Below are 19,473 nucleotides of genomic sequence, written 5' to 3'. Positions count from 1 at the left end.
TCTATCGCCTACTAAAAAGCGCCAATCCAAAACGGGATGGCGCTTTTTATTTTGAGCTTTGCATTGCTTAGTAACGCGGAAGAAACCGTTTGAACTTGGTCAATAAAAACGGATAGTCATCGGTAACATCAACGGCGCAGTACCAATGCTGACCTACACTACTTTGCACGTTCTGAAAATCAAACACCACTTTAGCGATCTTGCGCTCGCCATATACCTCACTGAGTACCGTCACGTTATTGAGCTGAGCCACTTGGCGTTCGGCATTGCCTCCGGCATGGTTGTAGATGATTTCATACGAGCCCATATAGAGATCCAGATTATGATAAAGCGCGTAGTTTAGTGCTCTGTCGTGGTCGTTATCGCCGTTGTTTTCCGCCAAAGACAAGATGTCACCAATGACGTTCTTGAGCTTGCCGCTGTTAAAGCCTGCGTGTTGAGTTTGAATTTGCTGAACCAAACTAGACGGGGAAATAGACTCCACCTTGTTAATATGGATACACGGTAAAGCTTCTTGCGCGAGCATTTGATGGGTACCAATCACATTAATCGCTCTTGGAGCATCTTTGTCATTGAGCTCAAGTGCTGCAATTAACGCATTGAGGTGCTGCGGATCTGGTTTGAGGCGATAGATCTCATCATTGTAGCTGTTGATGATTGACCATTTCATGAGACGGGCAATATAGCGATTCTTGGGCTGAGAGAGATAAGTAAACAGACAGCGTTCACGATCCTCATACCACTGTTTATCCTTGAGAACACTGTCGGTGTTTTCAGGCATATACAACGTATGCTGGCCTTCACTATCACAAGAAGCGATGTTGCGCTCAAACTCTCGCTCCAGTCCCAAGTTATCAAACTCGGCTTTAACAAATCCGTTGACGTAGACGAAATCGACCGCGCCATCCTCAACCAAGAAAGGTAGGGCGTAGGGGAGTGATGAAGAGCGTTGCGCGACGTCAGTGACTTGCCCTGTCGGAGTAGAAATCAGATTCATAGCAGGCTCCCTAATAGTTGGTTGGAATGTAATCGGTCAAATTGCTGTGTAGAAACGGGAATTCATCAGTAACATCGACGCTCGCAAAGTAACTGAGTTGGCGACCGCTCACTGTCTTTTGGTAAGTCAAAATGATATCGACAATGGTTCTGCCAGGTGCAACATTGGCATATTGCACCTGAAGATCTTCTAAATACTGAGCATCATTGGCATTTGAGTGACCAGAATTGGGGTGATTAGATACGTGGTTACCTTGATGACTGGCCGCATAGATGGTGGGATAGCGATAAGCAATGAAGTTTTTCGCCCGATCAAAGTCAGAAACCCCAATATTGGGTTTTTTGGTCAGTGCATCCAACACATTGCTGATGGCGATCGTCGTGGTATTTTCACCGCTAAGCTCTTGTTGCAATTGCGCAGTGGTGAAGTGGTACAGATGGTGACAGCGCACCATGGGCAACGGTTTGTCATCACTCATTTTTTCGGGAGCAACTGGGCCTTTTACCCCAATCGCAACCGAATAAGTTTCATCGGCGAGGTTACTGGCCGAATCGAAGGTCAGCGCGTCAATGAACTCATCCAGTTCATCGCTACTATTTGGCAGTAGCACATAAGCATCTTGCCCTTCCACACTCAATATCCAACTGACCTGCTCTGCGATATAGCGATACGTCAGGTTGCCGTTGTTGTCTTTATGGGTGAACACCAGATTAAAGTTGCGTGGATTTAACCCGAGTGCTTGCGCGGCGGCTTCGTATTCTTTCTCAAGGCCTCGCGTTGGAAAGTGTACGCACAGCTTACCGGCAACGTAGACATAACTCGGTACAGGAATAGCGTGTTCTAACGCCACTGCCGCAGGCGTTTGTATGGTCTCCACAATCTCCTCAGCGCACTGCACGGGCGCAGTTTCAGCTCCCTTCGACGAGTTCGCAGCGGCCGTTTCACATTGTGTCACAGTACCTTGTTCTGGGCCTTGCTCTGGGCCCAGCGGTAGGGCATCTGACGATGTTGGCGTAAGCACAGCGCTTACCTTGTTGTTTTCTGGTAAATCATGATGGGTTGACGGTTGGTTCATTGGGTTTCCTCCGGTATACCTAGGTCATCACGCATTCATCCATACGTGAATAGATCAACAACCTTCAGCGTAACGAGTTGCCCGCCAAACCGAGCGGTAAATCTTATGCATTGCACCGTCAAAATGATGGATGTTTCCCTGCCATCAATTCCCCCGCAAACTGCGACAGTTCTGCTCAGTATTATTGTCTGCCCATGACTACATTGTGAGTACATACACAGTTTCAGGTTGCCAACACGAGCACGGCAACGAGGAGAAAGGGCAGACATGACTGCAAGTCACTTCGGTACCCATACCGATAAATATCTGACGCTTTGGCCTGCGCAACCAAGTCGCGACTTCTGGCCCCAAGCGTACCCAAACCGCTCACTTGGTGTGCGGTTGCCAACGAAGTTACGACAGGGAATGGAGCGCCTAACCGGACTTGATTTGAGCAAGGTAAGAGTGCATTACAACTCACCTATGCCAGCCCGAGTCCACGCACATGGCTATGCACAAGGCGATCATATCTACCTAGCCCAAGGGCAAGAGCAGCATCTGCCGCATGAGCTTGGCCATGTGGTGCAGCAGCGATTAGGCATGGTAGAGCCGACTAAGGAGGTAAATGGAGTAGCGGTGAATGATGATGAAGAGTTGGAGCGGCATGCGACGGAGTTGGGGGAGGCGGCTATGAGAATTAGTTGAGCTGTAATGCAATGTCGCAGCAACTACTATAAATCAGATAAAAGCTAAAGAGATGATCAAAATAAAGAGTTGTCTTTAAGCACCTTGCTGTCGGCAACTAAGATAGTTTATTGCTATTGATTGATTTTAATAAAAAGGTATGAAAGATGTTTGAACAAGTAGGAAAGTTGAAAAAGAAAAAATTGTCTGTTGTTAATTCTTCTCATAATCAGAAGGTTAAAGCAAACAACAGCTTTATGCAGATAGATAATAAGAACGAAAAGAAGCTGATGCAGCGTAAGGTTGCTAACTGGCCAGACGTGCAAGTAGCTGAAGGTACTTTCGTATATCATTGTTGTAACTGGAAGTCAGCAAAAAGTATAATAGACGATCATATTAGAGATGTAGAAAATGGCTGGGGCGGTGGTGCTCTTGGGCCCGGTTTTTACACTCATAAAACACCTGAAGGCAGCGCCAACTATGTAGCGGATGGCCAGCGCAATGTGATCTTAAAATTCAAAACGTGTCGTCTCGCAAATGGGCAATCTGTAAGACCATCAGTTTATGCCGATAAGATAGGGGTTCAAAGTGGTGAGGACCCACTCGCTAACAATGATTTTTTACTCAATGCTGAAGACGAAAATGAAATCAAATGGCACGGTGGTGACGCACTGACTTTCGAAGGTTTTTCAGTGTGCCCTGAAATTAATAAGTTTTATAGCGATGAAAATGATATGGAAGGTGATCTTTATTTTAGTTTGACACAGATGGCGAAAGCTCGTAATTGATTTAATAAGGTTTTAGACATGTCCGGAATACTAGGCAAATAAATACAGCAAGGCTGCTCATTATGTTGCCATGAAAAAATGGGTGGCATGGACTAGATACGATAATAGATGGGATTATTAAAATTAGTGAGGTTAGGTAATAATATTTAATGGTTATGCAGTTGTTACAATTGAGTGCAACCTGTAACCACTGAGTATGATAATTTTAATATTGAAACTAAATGTTTGCTAATTAAGCTTACACCTAGAGAAAAGTAACGAATTATAGAGAAAAGAGCAAAGATGTATAGTGAACTTGTCTGACCGTAAGGAAGGAGTCAATAAGCTAACCAATTATATTAGATGGAATCTATTTAAGAGGGTTTAATGTATGTATGCACAAATTGGAAATATTCGCAAAGGCAGAAACAACGCAGTAAATATACCAGCCACTGGAAAAAACTCTACTAAACAACGTTCTATGGGGAGCGAGAGTCAAGCAAAGTCGAGTTCTCACCAACCGACTGGAGCTGCTCAATTTATAACATATACTAATTTGGCAGGTAATAATGTAAATTATTGGAGGAATCAAATAAGCTTAACTCAGAACTTTCAAGATAAACACGTGGCAACTAATCTAGCAGATGCAGAGGACGCATTTAATTGGCGAATAGAACAGTTTAATGAAATAGTTAACGTCAATTCTACAGCTATAGATCAAGATGTGTGGAAAGATGCACTAATTGCCGCAGTAGGTAATTTTAATCCGCCTCCTGTCGTGAGGCACCATGTAGATAGAAATGTGATGGTGAATGTCAACTGTCGAAACTTAACTGAGAACGGCATGGATATGTATGGCAACCGATTGTTTATAGATAATGGTGTTGAAAATAGAGCTTTTAATATGACGTTTAGAGTGTATAGAAACAACGGTCGTCCAACTATTTCCATACGTCATATACATTAGGTTTTTTAATAGAACTAATAGGGTTAGTATCTTAGTAGGCTCGAAAGTGCACCTATGTCAGAAATATTTCGTGCCCATACTGAGGCCCAAGATCTAATAGCGTTTACGCAGCAGCGTTTATACACAATGAAACTAATGCAGAAGTGAATTTTCGTGGTTGTGATTGATGATCAGAAGTGGAGCATCATGCGGGTACCCTGGGAGCAGAGACTAGTGCGTTATGGTTGATAAGCGTAATGATCACAGAATATTACTGCAGGATAAATGAACTTCGAGATAAAGAAAAGTTGATCGTGTTGCATGTTGAAAAATTAAATATCATTAAAAAACCAGTATAAGCCGTTTGATTCCACAAGTGTGAGTCAGTTTTTATTCGTAAATTAATGCGAGTGTATCGTCATTAATTAGAGGGTTACGAATGAAAACAAATCATAAGTTAGTACTGTCGATTTTTATGTTAATTATTAGTGTGGTGGTGTTTAAAGTCGTACCTCACAATAATAAATCCCATGCAGGATTTATTAAAGGTATTGATGTTTCTCATTATCAAGGGCAAATAACATGGCCTGCGATTGATAACAGTGATATTCACTTTGCCATAGCAAAAGCAACAGGAGGGATGACCTATATTGACCCTGAGTTCAAAGTGAACTGGAACGGGATGAAGGAGCAGAGCCTAATACGCGGTGCGTATCACTTCTATTACCCGCAAGACGATCCGGTTAAACAGGCAAACAATTATCTTAACGTGCTCGGTACGTTGCAGCCAACTGACCTCCCTCCCATCGTTGATGTGGAGGTCACAGGAAACCAGCAGCCAGATGCCATTGTCACTGGCTTGCTGAAATGGTTAGCCACGGTTGAACAGGCAACGAAGCGGCGTCCGATGATCTACTCAGATTTGGATTTCGCCAAACAATACTTATCGGATCCTCGCCTTAGTGACTATCCATTGTGGGTTGCAGACTACAGTGACGCCATTCAGGGGCTACCCACGCCCTGGCAGTCAAAAGGTTGGACGTTGTGGCAATACTCGCAAACCGGTGAGGTAGACGGCATCGAGGGGAATGTTGACCTTGACCTGTTTAAAGGCACTAAGAAAGCACTTAAGGAATTCATTTCCACTACTCACCTGAAACGTTAATGAGCACATGATGTTAATAGTGATTTTGCATAGAAAAGGCTAGGTGACGCTTGTTATCTGGCCTTTTTTACTGCGCCGCTGCAATCATGTGACGATGAAAGACAAGGACTGACATGCAAGACTATTCTTTTGATTCTGACCACTTTTCCCATTCAGCTGACCAAGCTCAGTTATTAGAACCGCCGATGCTGTTTGGTAATGCGCTGGATCTCACCCAAGAGATGGCGTGCTGCGAGTTAATTATTCAAACTCGGCTCCATGCCCATTTTAGGGCGCTGGAAACGCAGCAAAACTCGGAGCCAACTCAGACTACTTATTCCCACCCTGAAACTGCTGCCGACGTAAGCTCTGTCTGCCTACCAGCAATGCCCGCGTTTAATCCCACCCAACAAAAGGGAACCTACAGCAAGTTTGTGGTTGAGAGCCGGCTGTCGACATTGGCTCGTTTGGCTTTGGCACTCTCGGCGGCGAGTGAACTTCGCCCCGGCTTACTGGAGATGCTATTAATACGAAATGAAGCGACCGGTCTACCGTTTAGCGAATTTGGTGTCGTTATTGATCATGATCGCGCCTATGCTACAGGAGAAACCTTAGCGTTTTTGTTGGGCGGCAATGATCTGCTCAACCGCTTTCAAGTTCAGTCGTTTTTAGAAGGGCTGCAAAATGGCAAACGTTCAATCACACCTGATTTGCAAGCACTAAAAGGGATCATTGAACTAAAAGTCGATACTTCGCTTGGGGTCATGCAAGCGCCTTTACGTCTATCTAAAGAAGCCTTGCAGCGCTTTACCACAGCCACGCCATTTCACCCTGAATGCAGTGATGCCTTTCCGGCAAAATATGTTGAGATCGATGTTGATTGGGATCAGCTTGTCTTACCCCCCTCGGTCACCAAACAAGTGATTGATATTCAGAATTACATCTCCTATGGCGAGAGACTAGTGCAGCAATGGGGGTTTAAAGGAAAAGTACGACCGGGCTATCGTGCGCTTTTTTATGGGCCGCCTGGCACAGGAAAAACCTTGACCGCGTGTTTGCTAGGCCGTAAGACGGGGCGAGATGTTTATCGCGTGGACATTTCGCTGGTGGTGTCTAAGTACATTGGTGAAACTGAAAAAAACTTGGAAAAAGTGTTCGCGATGGCTGAAGACAAGCAGTGGATCTTGTTCTTCGATGAAGCGGATGCGCTGTTTGGTAAGCGCAACCAAGCAAACACGGCCAATGACCAGTTTGCCAACCAGAATGTGGCCTATTTACTGCAGCGTATTGAAGAGTTTAATGGGGTTGCTATCTTAGCTTCCAACCTAAAAGACAACTTAGATGAGGCGTTTTATCGCCGCTTTGAATCTATGATTTACTTTCCTTTGCCAGACGAACCCGAACGTTTATTACTGTGGCAAAATGGTTTTCCAGAGTTTGCCCAGCTGGAGCCGGATATTGACTTGTCAGCCCTCGCTAAAAAGTACACTTTGTCGGGCGCGAATATTATCAATGTGATTCGCTATGCGGCTATGCAGTCTATCAGCCGCGTGAGTTTAGGGGGTGTGAGTGGTTCTGACTCGGAACCTAGCTATGCCATTAAGCGAGAAGATTTGGAATACGCCATTGCGCGTGAGTTGGAAGCGTCTGTTTCTGGGCATGTGTTATCAGGCGATCCGCATGGTGATCTATTTAGGTAGAGCTTGATACGGCGATGCCCCTATCAGTGTTGAATGCAATTAGGCTCGACATTTTGTTGAGCTTTTTTCCTTTACGATGATTGAGCTTTTTGCGGTTATTGAATATTTAAACAAGGGACAGACATCTGAGCTTAAAATTTAGGATGAAAAAAACCTGATTGCAATTGGGGGGCAACCAGGCTGCTGCAATAGATAATAGGGAGGTTAGTCTTTGAGATTGTCATTCACTTTAGATAGTGTGCTGTGCACTTTGTTGAGTTCAGTCATGGTTGACTGCAGCCTTTGATTTAAGGTGTGAGTGACGCTGTCGAGTTCTTGTTGAATGCTATCTGTGACATGAGATAGCTGAGCTTGCAGTTGCAGCCAGCCTACATCCATCTGCGATGGTTCACTGGAGGAAGTGGCTTGCTGCTGGGCATCCAATAATCTCTGAGCATGGCGTTCATCAATTGCCTGAGGATCACTGGCTGGGGCTTCCTGTTGAGGGTTTTGTGGATCGGGTGTTGAGTTTGAAGTTTGAGTCATGACAAATCCTTTTTGATTGTGAGTGTGTGGTTAGCTAATAAAATACAACACACCAGTGGTGGCCATTACACCGAGGGAGAGAGCAAATATGAGGCCGGAGGCAAGTTTGGCTTTATCCAACTCTCCTACTTTGTGCTTGTTGGCACTAATTTTTGTTGAGTGACGATCTTCTGGATTGGCGCTAATGGCCGGTTTATCTGCTGTCGATTGGTTAGCATCTAAGTCACTGCTTACTGAGTCTCCAGAAGCTGCCTTATAGATCGAAGTTACGTCAGCCTTAATTGCTGACACTGGTTCACTGCGAGGGGATTTGCTGTCAGCATCGCTCTGGAGTGTACGGCCTTTTTTGTCTTCTTGGGTCTTACTTTCTGGGGTAGGTTTGGTTTTTTTAGCCGCAGCGTGTGCATTTAAGATCCGGCCACAAGCGCTAGTGATAGAAGTCGAAGAAGCCATTTGTGCGTTTTGCTGAGACGTAATGGCATTCTGCATGCCACGAGAAAGCGTATCAGCAAAAATCGTATCTACCATCGCCTCAGAGTATTGCTCCGAATTGGCAAGTGTTGCTGGAGCGTCATCTTGGTGATGTTTACCACCATTAACGGCATGAAGACCTCCTTCTACAGCTTTGGCTGCCAGTTTCTCTTCATCAAACATGGTTGCTTCTCCTTTCGATCACAGGGATTTATCAGCTTTAGTTACGCTGTTGTATAGGTCGATAAAATTGCCCTTGGCTGCTTTCGCTTGATCGTTCAATTGTTTTAAGGCGTCGAGGTAGCTCGAGTCGCCGGTTTCGATATAGTTGGCAAGCGCAACACCAGAGGCCGTTGACAGTAAAGTGTTCATATCTCTCATATTGTTAGCAGCGTCTTGCACAGCAAGGGCGCCTGATTGAGCAATGGATTTATCAGCGATGTCCTGGGTTTTGTTGCTTGGCTTTTGTTCTGAGTGCAAAGTCATGGTGAGTTTCCCTATCGTAGTATCGAATAGGCAGCACTACGTGGAACGCAGTGCTGCAACCTGGTTTATTGTGTTGAGGCCATAAAGTTATCGGCGCGCAATAATGTTCTCAGACACAACGCCCGTTACGGCTTCGCCAGTATTGAGTAGGGCGTTAACTCCTTGCACTGTGGCGGCTTGCCACATTACGTTTGCTTGCTGTTGACCCGTTACTAGGTTTTGACCACTAACGGCAAGCGCTTGGCTTGTCGCCAGCATCAGGTTGCCCATTGCAGTGGCTGGGGTATCGCCCAGTACTTTGGTGTTCACTTGTGTGACTGAGTCAGTAATTGCTGGATCGACGGTTGCTACCATGATGGTGTCCTCTTTATTACATGTTTTAATGAGAAATGATGCTTCGGTATTACGTTTATTTCAGTTTCGCTTTAGCGAGTGAAATCAATAAAACCGTATCGTCTTGCTGCGCACCACTTCGATTTAGTTGGTAGATAGGTTTGCGATAGCCAAAACGGTATGTAGCCATCAGGCTATCGCTGCTAATCTATCGATTGGCAATAATGTTCTCAGACACAACGCCTGTTACCGCTTCGCCTGTATTAAGCAGTGCATTGACACCTTGCACGGTAGCCGCCTGCCACATGACATTTGCTTGTTGTTGGCCTGTTGTCAGGTTTTGACCGCTGACGGCAAGCGCTTGGCTTGTCGACATCATCAAATTACCCATTGCTGTTGCGGGTGTATCGCCTAGCACCTTGGTGTTGACCTGAGTTACAGAATCGGTGATTGCACCATTTACAGTTTCAATTGACATGTTGGTTCCCTCTACTCATTGCTAATGAGTTTAATGTTTTGATATTAGAATTAGCCTCGGCTAATGATTTGGCCAGTGACAGTGCCCGTTACCGCTTCTCCAGTATTAAGCAGCGCGTTCACACCTTGAACTGTTGCTGCTTGCCACATGACATTTGCTTGCTGCTGACCTGTTGTTAGGTTTTGAGCGCTAGTTGCGATAGCTTGGCTTGTTGACAGCATTAAATTGCCCATCGCTGTGGCAGGTGTATCACCCAGTACTTTCGTGTTGACTTGTGTAACGGAGTCCGTAATTGCACCATTAACTTGACTTGGCATAGTTGTTTCCTTTTAGTGAGTGTCGTTGTTGACACGTTGGTTGCGAAAAATGAACATTGGCGACTTAAGGCCTATGTTTTTACTTATCCACGACTGATGATTTGGCCTGACACTGCGCCGGTGACAGCTTCGCCTGTATTCAACAAGGCGTTCACCCCTTGAACCGTTGCGGCTTGCCACATAACGTTTGCTTGCTGTTGACCTGTAGTTAGGTTTTGGCCGCTAACCGCGAGAGCTTGACTAGTCGCTAGCATGAGGTTGCCCATGGCGGTAGCCGGTGTATCACCAATAACTTTAGTGTTGACCTGAGTCACCGAGTCGGTGATCTGGGAATTGACGTATTGAGGCATATTATTTCCTTATGTCGGTGTAAAAGGTGAGGGGTTAACCTCGGCTGATGATTTGTCCGCTGACCTTTCCAGTGACAGCTTCCCCGGTGTTAAGCAGAGCATTAATGCCCTGAACTGTCGCTGCCTGCCACATGACGTCGGCTTGCTGCTGACCGAACGTCAAGTTCTGCCCTGCAGTAGCGATTGCTTGACTGGTTGCCATCATTAAGTTGCCCATAGCAGTGGCTGGAGCTTCACCAACAACCAGCGTATTTGCTTGAGTGACCGAGTCAGTGATTGCAGAGTTGACTGTATTTGGCATTGTTTCTTCCTTCCATTGTGGTGAGTGTTTAAATGGTGCGCTTTAAAATGTATCGATTTGTCTTATGAGTATTGTCGGCGATCTATTTATTTAACTCTTGGCAATAAACACTTATTTGTTTGGCGAATTAACGGTTCGTAGGTGGTTGTTTATTTTCTCTCTATGTTGATTTTTATACTGTCTTGGTGTGAGAGATGTGTATTTTTTGAATGTTTTCTCAAAATTGCTTAGGTCATTAAATCCAGAATCTAAAGACACTTGTGTTACCGGAAGTTGTGGGTAGTCTCGAAACGATTTCTTTGCAGATTCTATGCGTAGTTCGATCAGTATTTGTTTGAACGTCCTATCAAGGTTGTGGCGCAGTAGGTAAGTGAGGTGTGAAGGACTAATAAATGAGTGTTTGGCCAACTCATTGAGTGTCATACCTTCTTTAAAGTGCTCGGATAAGTAAACAATAGCCTTTTGAACGCTACCGTGTAAGTGTTTGAACTTTTCGAACTCTTTATTAAAAATGTAGTGAATAATAGAGTGGTTATTTTGTTCTTCAGCCTCGAGGTTGTAACACGCTTTATTCTCCATTAGCGTGCTTTTAATGTCCTCCAAACAAATGGTATTGCTTTTTCTGAACGTAGCGATTTGAATGATGGATCTATGAAGTTGATCGCTATCGCCATGCCAATTAAACTCTCTGAGATAGCGCATGGCGGATGGGGCTATTGATATTTTTTCTCCTCCTCGAATGCCGCTATTGAGGAGAATAGACCTAATGATAGTTGGGATATCTTCACGTCGTTGGTTTAAACGTGGTAAGTGGATCGTAAGGAAGTCTAATTTTCTGGCTAAAAATGGATTAAAATCATGGTCTTGAATTAATTCGGCCAGCGTGGTTGAGCATGAGGAAATGATTCTCAACCCATGACTTAATGCGGTTTTCTCCCAAACGCCGTTAGCTTGGTTAGATAGCAGCGATAGTAGCCTATTTTGCTGAGAGATGGTTAGGCAGTCGATTTCGCTAAGAAACAGTGTTCCGTGTTCAATAGATTCAGCCAGTTGGCTAATTTCTTGGTCAAATTTCTCTTTTATCGTCGAGCAGTTAACTTCAATAAAAGGTAGATCTTGCCGCGCGCTTGAAAAGTGGATACTGCTTGCAACGGCGAGCTTCTCAGTCCCGGTCGCGCCATAGATTAATACTGGAGCATCGGATATTGATGATTTAAGTATTAAGTCATATATTTTTCTCGATATGCGACTAACACCAATTAAGTAGTGAGCGTGCTTGAAGTTGTCATTATATTTTGATTGAGTTAGATATTGCTCAGCTAATGAAGTGATCTTCTTGTTGACCTTGCTCTTATCTTCGTTTGTAAGTGGCGAGGAGCTGTAAATTGTATAGTTACCAACGCTAGGATGGGATAATTTACAGTTCTGTATTCCATTATAACCACCGTGGTTTTTATGTATTGACTTCCTGTGATCAAAGTCAAATTGTATGTGATTGATATTGTTTCCTAATTCAGAGCTATTGATTATATCCGCAAGAACTGAATTATTATAGTTGTTACCTTTTGAAATCCTTTCATACATGTTCATCCGTTTGCCTCACAACTGACGTTTATCATTTTTATGTGCATCCAATTTAGCATCGGAGGTCATGATTATTATTGGAAGAATTTACGATTATTAGGTTAGATCTCACGATACTGGAGAATTACACAGAGAAAACAGTGGCCGGTATTAGAGGAGTTTCCTTACTCATATTTCACGAATTATTATATGGAAAGTGCTCAACTACATGCATATACTTGATTTTAGTTTAGGCGAGTTGGTCGATAGTTTGTGATGCCTTTACTATCGTCAGAGAATTAGGAGGGTCATGTGAGCAAGGAACGCGAAACGTTAACTGAGGAAAAAGGTCACTCAAACGGGCGGCAAGAGTTTCGATTTAAGGGGCCTGTATGGTTAGCTAAGGTAATGTCGCATTTACCTGGGTTTTCTCAGCCAAATCGCAACGATGTTATTGAAGCTTACGAGTGGTTCGAGAACGGTGTTGTACACGTTAAACTTACAGAGGCAGAATCGGCGCGTAAAGTGATGGAGCGGGCTCGAAAATTCTACAGTAACTATGCCAACGTACTTGGAATTTTAGTTGGCATTAGCATTGCCGGCTTGGTTGAATGGTTACAGGTACAATACCCAGAAGTTAAGCATATTAAGTACGCACATATTGGGGCTGGAGCGGCGACGTTATGGATCATCAACAATATTATGAATGAGTACGATAGGCGGGTTGAAGAGCTTCGAGCACTCGAGCCTGCGGAGTAACGGTTAGACAATAAATTCCGAAGTTATGCACTATTGTTGAGAGCGGCGATGGTGCTATTGAGTGCATGTTTACTTGGATTCTGGTCGGAGGTCTATAGCTTTTGATTTGTGTAAATCATTGTAATTTAATGCTTTGTTGTCTAATTGCATACAACCCCATATCTGAATGACAAAGCTTTACTATACGTTTGGTTAAAAGTTGCTATGATTGCCGCCTCTTTTACGCTCTGTAACAATTGGTATGTTTAGCAATCTACGTCTTTTCATTAATTCTTTTCTTGTCATGGTCAATACGGCTATCACGGCTGTCGTGGTTTGTACATTCTCGATCATTAAATTAGCCCTACCTCTTGCGTCTGTTAAGACTCTGATGACGAGCTTATCTAATAAGCAGATGTGGCTTTGGGCAACGATTAATTTGTGGCTTCTTAATCTGAACAACAATATCGAATGGGATATAGAAGGCGGCGATGAGTTGACACCAGAGCAGTGGTACATGCTGCTGTCTAACCATCTCAGTTGGGCGGACATCGTTATCATTACCTCGGTAATGAAAAACAAAATGCCGATGTGTAAGTTCTTGCTTAAACAGAGCCTATTGTATGTCCCGTTTGTTGGCCTTGCGTGCTGGGGACTTGATATGCCATTTATGAAAAGGCACTCGCAAGCTTACCTTGTAAAGAACCCAGAGCGCCGCAACGATGATTTCAATGCGATTCGTAAGGCGTGTAAGAAGTTTGAACATGTACCCACCACTATGATCAGTTTTGTTGAAGGTACGCGTTACAGCGAAGAAAAATTGGCCACGGTTAAAACGCCATATAGACACTTGTTGAAGCCAAAAACAGGTGGCGTTGCGTTCACACTTAATGCTATGAATCATCTATTAGATGGTGTCGTCGACATTACACTGGCGTACCCAGAAAACCGCGAAGATCCGTTTAAGGACTTGTTGAAAGGTAAGCTCACCAAAGTAGTGGTTAAGATAGATGTCTATCAAATGGATGAAAATCTTAACGGTGATTACTTTAATGACAAAGTATTCAAGCGCCGTTTCCACAATTGGCTCAATGATGTCTGGAAGCGTAAAGATGAGACGCTAGAGACGATTTATTCGCAAAGCTAAGTCGCGTTTCAGAGACAACAAAGTCAGATACAAAAAAGGTCTACCCTAGGGTAGACCTTTTTAATGCGACTAAAACAGTTAAGCAAACTGTCTAGGTATCACTCTGCAGCACTTTTCGGCTTCGTTAATTAACACCGATACTGCATGAGTATGGTAATCCTCACCGCTCTTCCAAACGGTTTCTCCGAATATCTGACACAACTCAAAATCAGAAATAGTTCCCTTCATTTCCTTGTAGGCGACGGCTGAGATGATTTTTTGCTCTAATGCTTTAGGGCAAGATTCAACACGCCAACGGCTCACTTGAATATTCGGCAAAGCACACTCCTTTGTGGTCACATTTTCGTCATCAAAACCACGATAACACCATGAAAAAGTACGATCAAGGTGATCTTACTCACATTTTTGTGGGGTATATAACGTGCTAGAGCTAACTGTTTGTAAACCTGAGAAGTTCTGCCTATAAGGTGAAAAAATAAACTTTTGGTGGACGAATTAAGCATCCACCATTAAAAATGACAAATGTCTAATTTTTAAGCGAACTGTCTTTTGCTAATGATAAGTTGCTTAGCTCGCGTTACCAGTGAAGGAATACACCATGTCATCGCAATGGGGAGTGCAAAACGACTTACTGTATCAATGAAGGCGGCGGTATCTTGATCGCCCTTAGACAATTGATCTGGGAGCACAAAGGCTAACAATAGGTAGGTAAATACGACTAATAAGACACTAAACCACCATGGATCGCTATCCTGATATTGGATCACTGTGGTTGAGTCGTGGTGAGGTTTTTGCTGATTTTCCTTAATCATGGATTCTACTTCCTATTCATCCAATCTAACGCTTTCATTCAATCACGCTAAATGCTCAAAACAAGTAACACAGCTCAATAACGTAAGCGACATCGAAAAAATAAATGATTGTATTGTCAGTTTTGGTCAGACATCACATTCGGTTGGGGCTTTGTCGCAACGCATAAATGAGGCCAGTGCTATACACGATGGGGTTCTCATTATTGAGTAAATATTCTAACGCTTCTGCTAGCGCTCACTACACTGATGAAAAAGCCAGCAAAATAAAGGAATAACGATGGACTACAAAAGGATCAAAGTTAGCCGCACTGAGGATGTGGTGACTGTGACGTTAAGTCGACCTGATAAGCTGAATGGCGTTGACATGGGGATGTTCGAAGAGCTGATTCACGTGAGTCGTGCGCTACGTAAAGATCGCCAACTCAGAGCGGTGATTTTGACGGGTTCCGGGGACAACTTTAGTTCGGGTCTCGATTTTAAATCCATGATGACCAATAAAAGCAATGCGGCGAAACTGCTGTTCAAATGGTGGCCGGGTCAGTCCAATCGGGCTCAACAGGTAAGCAGTAATTGGCGCAAATTATCTGTCCCTGTCATTGCAGCAATCGATGGTTACTGTTGGGGGGCAGGGATGCAAATTGCGCTTGGTGCAGATTTTCGTATTTGTTCGCCTATGGCGAACCTATCCATTATGGAATCAAAGATGGGGTTAACCTCAGACATGGCTGGCTCTATTGCCTTGCGTGAGGTGATGCCTAAGGACAGAGCGATGCTTATCTCTATCTGTGGTCAAGAGTTGTCAGCGGAAGAAGCGTTAAAATATGGTTTGGTAACTGAGGTCTGCGAGGAGCCATTAGAGGCAGCTCAAGCGCTGGCAAACAAAGTAAAACGTATGTCTCCGGATGTGAACGCAGCGATGAAGCACATGTACACCCGATATTGGACAGCGCCCGCTTGGAAGCTGTTGGCCTATGAAACCTACAGCCAAATACGCATCATGTTAGGAAGAAATTTTGGGCGGATGCAAAGTGCGTTAAGAAAAAAAACGCCGCCTGAGTTTCAGCCCAGACAGCGCTATTGGTAGTGGGTAAAGCTTAGCGGACGATCAGATCCTCCCCACAAACTCGGCAGCGGAAAAGCTCTTTGATGCCAGAGAGCTTTTGCCATAAACTGCGCTTGATTCTAACGATCGCGAATCGCCGTTTACACTTGCACATGAAAATATACCTAACGTTGTTATTGTGTGATCTTAGTTCAGATTTTATATAAGCCGTGTATATAGTTACAGTTCTATAAATAAAAGTGAATAGCGGAAAACTCTGTTGTGTTATTCAATTAAGCTTATAATTTTAAAGTATATTTATTGATAATCTCTTGGTTTTAGGTATTGATCTGGGTTATGCATCGTGCGAAGAAACAAACAGCTTAGAAGTCAGTGGGTAGCTGCAATTAGTCGAATGAAAGCTTGGCTGCTGGGCTCGCTTTTATTGTTTAATCCTTTGACGTTAACTGCGTCGCAAAATATGGTTTTGGTTAATGCTGTTGTCTATCAGCATCCTAAAGCTAATAGCGTAGTGATTGAAAACGGGGTAATAACTCAAATAGGCATAGCCGATGAAGTTTTATCCAGTGTCGATTCTCGTGCAAAAATTATCGATCTCGAGCAGCAGTTTCTGCTTCCAGGATTTATTGACAACCACAATCACGTCTTTGAAGCCGCCTCTGAAGCAGGGGGCAATTGCGAACTCAGTGCCTCTGCAAGTCTCTTAGAGTTGCGGCCTTACCTTGAATACTGTCGTGAGCAAGCCAGTTCTGACGGATGGTTACTTGGCTATGGTTTTTCCCTCGAAATGATAATGGAAGAGAGCAGTGAGCTATCTCCAATTACGCTGCTTGATTCTGTTTTCCCTCACCGTCCGGTGATTTTAATGGAGCAGACCTCACACTCGATGTGGCTGAACTCACAAGCGTTAAAGCTGGCAGGCATTACCAAGCGTACTTCTGATCCTCAAGGCGGCGCATTGCTGCGTGATGCCGAGGGCAATCTCAATGGCGTGCTGCTAGACAGTGCAGGGGATGCGATCATGGAAATCGCTTGGAACAGTTTGAAGGCACAATTTGAGCAGAGCTATCAAGGGCTACTCAATGGCTTAGCGGCTGCGGCAGAGCACGGTATTACCACCATTGGTGATGGCAGGCTCTACTGGAAAAGAGGTTGGTTTGAAGTATGGCAACATGCTCGAGAGCAAGAAGCGTTGACGTCACGCGTGCTGCTGCGCCCGTGGATCTATCCTGATGCGGATATGAAAGAGCAGCTTGAGTTCCTCGAGTCCATTTACACAGCTGAGGTATCACCAAGCGACAAGCTGATCGTCAGTCAAGTAAAGATGTACAGCGATGGCATCATTATCAATGGCACAGCCAAGCTGTTAGCGCCCTATAGAGAGACCTATCTGCCCAATCACCCTAAAGGTCTCAACTACATTCCTCCTGAGAATATGAAAACCTGGCTCAGTGCTCTCGATAAGCTTGGCTATAGTGCTCATATTCATGCCATTGGTGATGGAGCAGTGCACGAATCACTCAATGCCATTGAACATGTTCGTCATTCCGGCAGCGACAAGCCGTACACCTTGACCCATGTTGAGTTGGTCAATGAGCAAGATATCCCTCGTTTTGCAAAACTTGCGGTGACAGCAGACTTTCAAGTGGGCTCTGACTACGTAGCCTTTCAAGACCATGCATGGGCAAAAGCCTTCTTGGGCGCTGTGCGTGCTCACAGGCTCATGAATTTACGCGCGATTTTTGATACCGGCGCGAATTTAACCCTCAGCAGTGATTGGAATGTTCACGACATTAACCCTTTGGTTGGTATCGCGAACAGCATCATGATGCAGGACACGGGATTGCCATCGGTTGATGCTGCCATTGACGCCTACACCATCAATGCGGCGAAGAGTTTGGGGATTGATGGCTTCACGGGCTCAATTACAGTCGGCAAGTCGGCTGACTTGGTGGTGGTTGAAAAAGACATTCGTCAGCTATCACCGGAGGCGATCGCCGAAAGCGCAGTAACGTTAACCATGACTCAAGGCGAAATCGTCTTTCAGTGGACAGAACAGTAATCAAAATTGTTTGTTCGATGAACAATTGCTCATATTTATCAATATTATGAATGTGGCACTGTGACCTATTCGCTATGATAGAGGGTACTCTATTAACGCGAATGGTTTCAGGGAGCCCTTAGTGAGCGAATTTCAAGATCTCTCAATTCACATCGATCAAATCTCACAGGCCGAAGACACGCAGCAGCCACAGATCCTCAATCAATATATCGAGCAAGGCCTTGATGCCGCATCGATTGCGCTTATTCTAGAAGCATTTCCCATTGAACAAAGGGTTAGGCTTTGGCGCGAGCTGCCGCTCGAAAGCCACATTGATGTCCTTACCGAGTCTCGTGGTGAAGTGCGTGTATCGATCCTCGATGCTCTATCAGAGACCGAGTTAAAGCTCACCCTTGCTAAGCTTGACAACTTATCTTTGATTGAATGGGCAGACTCACTGCCTGACGAGATCATTGAAGAGGCCATTTCCCTCCTAGAGCCCGCAGAGCTTGAGCTTTACGATCTTGCGAATGAATACCAAGAAGAAGAGCTGGGTCGCTGGGTTGAACGTAAAGTGGTGGCACTGCCATTTAATATCTCCGTTGCCCGTGCCAAAGTGCTGGTGGACAAGTACACCCATGAGCCATCGGGGTATGTTTACCTAATTGATAAGCAGCACCGCTTTCGCGGTATGGTCGAATACGCTGAGTTGGTCGGTGCAGAGGCATCGACGCGGATTAAGTCGTTAGTGTTGGAACATGTGAGCACGTTAAGTGCCACGCTAGAGCTTGCTGAGGCCGTCGATGCCATGGAGCGCTCTGCGTTTACCTCACTTCCCGTCCTCGATGAACGTAAGCGACTGCTAGGCGAGATCGATTGGAAGTTCGCACTAAGTACTCAGCGTGAAATTTACGAAACGCGCCTTATGGCGGGTACTGGTATGGACGAAGGCGATGACCTGTTTGCGCCGATTCTTAAAAGCTCACAAAAACGTGGTGTGTGGCTCGGCATTAACCTCCTCACTGCTATTCTTGCCTCTGTAACTATTGGTCTGTTTGAAGATGTGATCGCGCAAGTGGTCGCGCTGGCGGTTCTGATGCCTATTGTGGCCTCCATGGGCGGCATTGCAGGTAGCCAAACCTTGACCTTGATGGTGCGCTCTATGGCGCTAAATCAGATCACTGCAGGAAACCGGTTTGCGCTGATAAAAAATGAGCTTGGCATTGGTGCGATCAACGGTCTGCTGTGGGCGTTGATTATTGGCGCTGTAGCAGGGCTGTGGTTTCAATCGCCACTGCTTGGCGGCACGATTGCTCTGGCGATCGTCGTTAATATTATCACCGCAGCCTTGTTTGGGGTGTTGATTCCATTAATCCTCGATAAACTCGACCTTGATCCGGCTCTGGCAGGTTCGGTTATCCTCACCACAGTCACTGATGTCGTCGGTTTTTTCGCTTTCTTAGGCACGGCAAGTTTGGTGCTGTTGTAGGGAAAGGCTGGCCTAGTTTGCTTTTTTGTAACCAGCTGGTGATCACATCAGCTGGCCTACAAAAAAA

General features: G+C 44.8%; 23 protein-coding genes. 10 read left to right on the top strand and 13 right to left on the bottom strand.

The window, feature by feature from the left end:
• Positions 1-67: 67 nt before the first annotated feature.
• Both ACVA6Q_RS08725 and ACVA6Q_RS08720 read right to left on the bottom strand, forming a co-directional pair.
• Complete coding sequence (locus ACVA6Q_RS08725; RefSeq protein WP_446647280.1) at positions 68-997, bottom strand: cyanobactin maturation protease PatG family protein; 930 nt, start codon at positions 995-997, stop codon at positions 68-70.
• Positions 998-1,007: 10 nt separating this feature from the next.
• Positions 1,008-2,072: a cyanobactin maturation protease PatG family protein gene (locus ACVA6Q_RS08720; protein WP_446647279.1), complete on the bottom strand. Its 1,065-nt coding sequence runs from the start codon at positions 2,070-2,072 to the stop codon at positions 1,008-1,010.
• A 267-nt stretch (positions 2,073-2,339) separates the two neighbouring features.
• Here ACVA6Q_RS08720 and ACVA6Q_RS08715 point away from each other — a divergent pair, with 267 nt between their 5' ends.
• The 5 genes from ACVA6Q_RS08715 to ACVA6Q_RS08695 all read left to right on the top strand — a co-directional run bounded on the left by ACVA6Q_RS08715 (position 2,340) and on the right by ACVA6Q_RS08695 (position 7,292).
• Positions 2,340-2,756, top strand: coding sequence for an eCIS core domain-containing protein (locus ACVA6Q_RS08715; RefSeq protein ID WP_446647278.1), 417 nt, complete (start codon positions 2,340-2,342; stop codon positions 2,754-2,756).
• A gap of 146 nt (positions 2,757-2,902) precedes the next feature.
• Positions 2,903-3,523 (top strand): hypothetical protein, encoded by a 621-nt coding sequence (locus ACVA6Q_RS08710; RefSeq protein WP_446647277.1) that lies wholly within the window; start codon positions 2,903-2,905, stop codon positions 3,521-3,523.
• Positions 3,524-3,893: 370 nt separating this feature from the next.
• Positions 3,894-4,469, top strand: coding sequence for a hypothetical protein (locus ACVA6Q_RS08705; RefSeq protein WP_446647276.1), 576 nt, complete (start codon positions 3,894-3,896; stop codon positions 4,467-4,469).
• 418 nt (positions 4,470-4,887) lie between these two features.
• Entirely contained in the window at positions 4,888-5,613 is a 726-nt protein-coding gene (locus tag ACVA6Q_RS08700; protein ID WP_446647275.1) for a glycoside hydrolase family 25 protein, read from the top strand.
• A gap of 113 nt (positions 5,614-5,726) precedes the next feature.
• Positions 5,727-7,292 (top strand): ATP-binding protein, encoded by a 1,566-nt coding sequence (locus ACVA6Q_RS08695; RefSeq protein WP_446647274.1) that lies wholly within the window; start codon positions 5,727-5,729, stop codon positions 7,290-7,292.
• Between the two features lie 204 nt (positions 7,293-7,496).
• On the opposite strand, the gene ACVA6Q_RS08690 is transcribed toward ACVA6Q_RS08695, so the two are convergent.
• The 9 genes from ACVA6Q_RS08690 to ACVA6Q_RS08650 form a co-directional block, all read right to left on the bottom strand.
• Positions 7,497-7,817 (bottom strand): hypothetical protein, encoded by a 321-nt coding sequence (locus ACVA6Q_RS08690; protein WP_446647273.1) that lies wholly within the window; start codon positions 7,815-7,817, stop codon positions 7,497-7,499.
• A gap of 30 nt (positions 7,818-7,847) precedes the next feature.
• On the bottom strand, positions 7,848-8,471 hold the full coding sequence (locus ACVA6Q_RS08685; protein ID WP_446647272.1) for a RebB family R body protein: 624 nt from the start codon (positions 8,469-8,471) through the stop codon (positions 7,848-7,850).
• An 18-nt stretch (positions 8,472-8,489) separates the two neighbouring features.
• Positions 8,490-8,774 (bottom strand): hypothetical protein, encoded by a 285-nt coding sequence (locus tag ACVA6Q_RS08680; protein ID WP_446647271.1) that lies wholly within the window; start codon positions 8,772-8,774, stop codon positions 8,490-8,492.
• A gap of 87 nt (positions 8,775-8,861) precedes the next feature.
• Complete coding sequence (locus ACVA6Q_RS08675; RefSeq protein ID WP_112462126.1) at positions 8,862-9,128, bottom strand: RebB family R body protein; 267 nt, start codon at positions 9,126-9,128, stop codon at positions 8,862-8,864.
• A gap of 187 nt (positions 9,129-9,315) precedes the next feature.
• A complete protein-coding gene (locus ACVA6Q_RS08670; protein WP_112462127.1) occupies positions 9,316-9,585 on the bottom strand; it encodes a RebB family R body protein in 270 nt (89 codons plus the stop codon).
• Between the two features lie 50 nt (positions 9,586-9,635).
• Complete coding sequence (locus tag ACVA6Q_RS08665; RefSeq protein ID WP_112462128.1) at positions 9,636-9,902, bottom strand: RebB family R body protein; 267 nt, start codon at positions 9,900-9,902, stop codon at positions 9,636-9,638.
• A gap of 83 nt (positions 9,903-9,985) precedes the next feature.
• On the bottom strand, positions 9,986-10,252 hold the full coding sequence (locus tag ACVA6Q_RS08660; RefSeq protein WP_112462129.1) for a RebB family R body protein: 267 nt from the start codon (positions 10,250-10,252) through the stop codon (positions 9,986-9,988).
• Between the two features lie 34 nt (positions 10,253-10,286).
• Positions 10,287-10,553 (bottom strand): RebB family R body protein, encoded by a 267-nt coding sequence (locus tag ACVA6Q_RS08655; RefSeq protein WP_446647270.1) that lies wholly within the window; start codon positions 10,551-10,553, stop codon positions 10,287-10,289.
• A 111-nt stretch (positions 10,554-10,664) separates the two neighbouring features.
• Positions 10,665-12,143, bottom strand: coding sequence for a sigma 54-interacting transcriptional regulator (locus ACVA6Q_RS08650; RefSeq protein WP_446647269.1), 1,479 nt, complete (start codon positions 12,141-12,143; stop codon positions 10,665-10,667).
• A gap of 285 nt (positions 12,144-12,428) precedes the next feature.
• On the opposite strand from ACVA6Q_RS08650, the gene ACVA6Q_RS08645 reads away from it, so the two are divergent.
• Positions 12,429-12,875, top strand: a complete 447-nt coding sequence (locus ACVA6Q_RS08645; protein ID WP_446647268.1) for a hypothetical protein — start codon at positions 12,429-12,431, stop codon at positions 12,873-12,875.
• Positions 12,876-13,116: 241 nt separating this feature from the next.
• On the top strand, positions 13,117-14,001 hold the full coding sequence (locus ACVA6Q_RS08640) for an acyltransferase (protein ID WP_446647267.1): 885 nt from the start codon (positions 13,117-13,119) through the stop codon (positions 13,999-14,001).
• A 78-nt stretch (positions 14,002-14,079) separates the two neighbouring features.
• On the opposite strand, the gene ACVA6Q_RS08635 is transcribed toward ACVA6Q_RS08640, so the two are convergent.
• Complete coding sequence (locus ACVA6Q_RS08635; RefSeq protein ID WP_042496929.1) at positions 14,080-14,319, bottom strand: hypothetical protein; 240 nt, start codon at positions 14,317-14,319, stop codon at positions 14,080-14,082.
• A 215-nt stretch (positions 14,320-14,534) separates the two neighbouring features.
• Positions 14,535-14,813 (bottom strand): hypothetical protein, encoded by a 279-nt coding sequence (locus ACVA6Q_RS08630; RefSeq protein WP_353496794.1) that lies wholly within the window; start codon positions 14,811-14,813, stop codon positions 14,535-14,537.
• 277 nt (positions 14,814-15,090) lie between these two features.
• Between ACVA6Q_RS08630 and ACVA6Q_RS08625 the strand changes: the two genes are divergently transcribed.
• From ACVA6Q_RS08625 to ACVA6Q_RS08615, 3 genes are all read left to right on the top strand, one after another.
• A complete protein-coding gene (locus tag ACVA6Q_RS08625) occupies positions 15,091-15,897 on the top strand; it encodes a crotonase/enoyl-CoA hydratase family protein (protein ID WP_446647266.1) in 807 nt (268 codons plus the stop codon).
• Positions 15,898-16,270: 373 nt separating this feature from the next.
• Positions 16,271-17,938: an amidohydrolase gene (locus ACVA6Q_RS08620; RefSeq protein ID WP_446647495.1), complete on the top strand. Its 1,668-nt coding sequence runs from the start codon at positions 16,271-16,273 to the stop codon at positions 17,936-17,938.
• A gap of 121 nt (positions 17,939-18,059) precedes the next feature.
• Complete coding sequence (locus tag ACVA6Q_RS08615; protein WP_446647265.1) at positions 18,060-19,406, top strand: magnesium transporter; 1,347 nt, start codon at positions 18,060-18,062, stop codon at positions 19,404-19,406.
• Positions 19,407-19,473 lie beyond the last annotated feature (67 nt).

The sequence above is a fragment of the Vibrio sp. DNB22_10_4 genome (assembly GCF_052879755.1).
This window is presented reverse-complemented; position numbering and strand designations above follow the sequence as displayed.

Bases quoted from the DNA above. Each gene is read 5' to 3' on its own strand.
- ACVA6Q_RS08670 (WP_112462127.1), bottom strand. From the start codon at position 9,585: ATGTCAATTGAAACTGTAAATGGTGCAATCACCGATTCTGTAACTCAG.
- ACVA6Q_RS08685 (WP_446647272.1), bottom strand. From the start codon at position 8,471: ATGTTTGATGAAGAGAAACTGGCAGCCAAAGCTGTAGAAGGAGGTCTT.
- ACVA6Q_RS08665 (WP_112462128.1), bottom strand. From the start codon at position 9,902: ATGCCAAGTCAAGTTAATGGTGCAATTACGGACTCCGTTACACAAGTC.
- ACVA6Q_RS08675 (WP_112462126.1), bottom strand. From the start codon at position 9,128: ATGGTAGCAACCGTCGATCCAGCAATTACTGACTCAGTCACACAAGTG.
- ACVA6Q_RS08660 (WP_112462129.1), bottom strand. From the start codon at position 10,252: ATGCCTCAATACGTCAATTCCCAGATCACCGACTCGGTGACTCAGGTC.
- ACVA6Q_RS08655 (WP_446647270.1), bottom strand. From the start codon at position 10,553: ATGCCAAATACAGTCAACTCTGCAATCACTGACTCGGTCACTCAAGCA.
- ACVA6Q_RS08700 (WP_446647275.1), top strand. From the start codon at position 4,888: ATGAAAACAAATCATAAGTTAGTACTGTCGATTTTTATGTTAATTATT.
- ACVA6Q_RS08690 (WP_446647273.1), bottom strand. From the start codon at position 7,817: ATGACTCAAACTTCAAACTCAACACCCGATCCACAAAACCCTCAACAG.
- ACVA6Q_RS08725 (WP_446647280.1), bottom strand. From the start codon at position 997: ATGAATCTGATTTCTACTCCGACAGGGCAAGTCACTGACGTCGCGCAA.
- ACVA6Q_RS08710 (WP_446647277.1), top strand. From the start codon at position 2,903: ATGTTTGAACAAGTAGGAAAGTTGAAAAAGAAAAAATTGTCTGTTGTT.
- ACVA6Q_RS08705 (WP_446647276.1), top strand. From the start codon at position 3,894: ATGTATGCACAAATTGGAAATATTCGCAAAGGCAGAAACAACGCAGTA.
- ACVA6Q_RS08720 (WP_446647279.1), bottom strand. From the start codon at position 2,072: ATGAACCAACCGTCAACCCATCATGATTTACCAGAAAACAACAAGGTA.
- ACVA6Q_RS08680 (WP_446647271.1), bottom strand. From the start codon at position 8,774: ATGACTTTGCACTCAGAACAAAAGCCAAGCAACAAAACCCAGGACATC.
- ACVA6Q_RS08715 (WP_446647278.1), top strand. From the start codon at position 2,340: ATGACTGCAAGTCACTTCGGTACCCATACCGATAAATATCTGACGCTT.
- ACVA6Q_RS08630 (WP_353496794.1), bottom strand. From the start codon at position 14,813: ATGATTAAGGAAAATCAGCAAAAACCTCACCACGACTCAACCACAGTG.
- ACVA6Q_RS08640 (WP_446647267.1), top strand. From the start codon at position 13,117: ATGTTTAGCAATCTACGTCTTTTCATTAATTCTTTTCTTGTCATGGTC.
- ACVA6Q_RS08650 (WP_446647269.1), bottom strand. From the start codon at position 12,143: ATGAACATGTATGAAAGGATTTCAAAAGGTAACAACTATAATAATTCA.
- ACVA6Q_RS08695 (WP_446647274.1), top strand. From the start codon at position 5,727: ATGCAAGACTATTCTTTTGATTCTGACCACTTTTCCCATTCAGCTGAC.
- ACVA6Q_RS08620 (WP_446647495.1), top strand. From the start codon at position 16,271: ATGAAAGCTTGGCTGCTGGGCTCGCTTTTATTGTTTAATCCTTTGACG.
- ACVA6Q_RS08625 (WP_446647266.1), top strand. From the start codon at position 15,091: ATGGACTACAAAAGGATCAAAGTTAGCCGCACTGAGGATGTGGTGACT.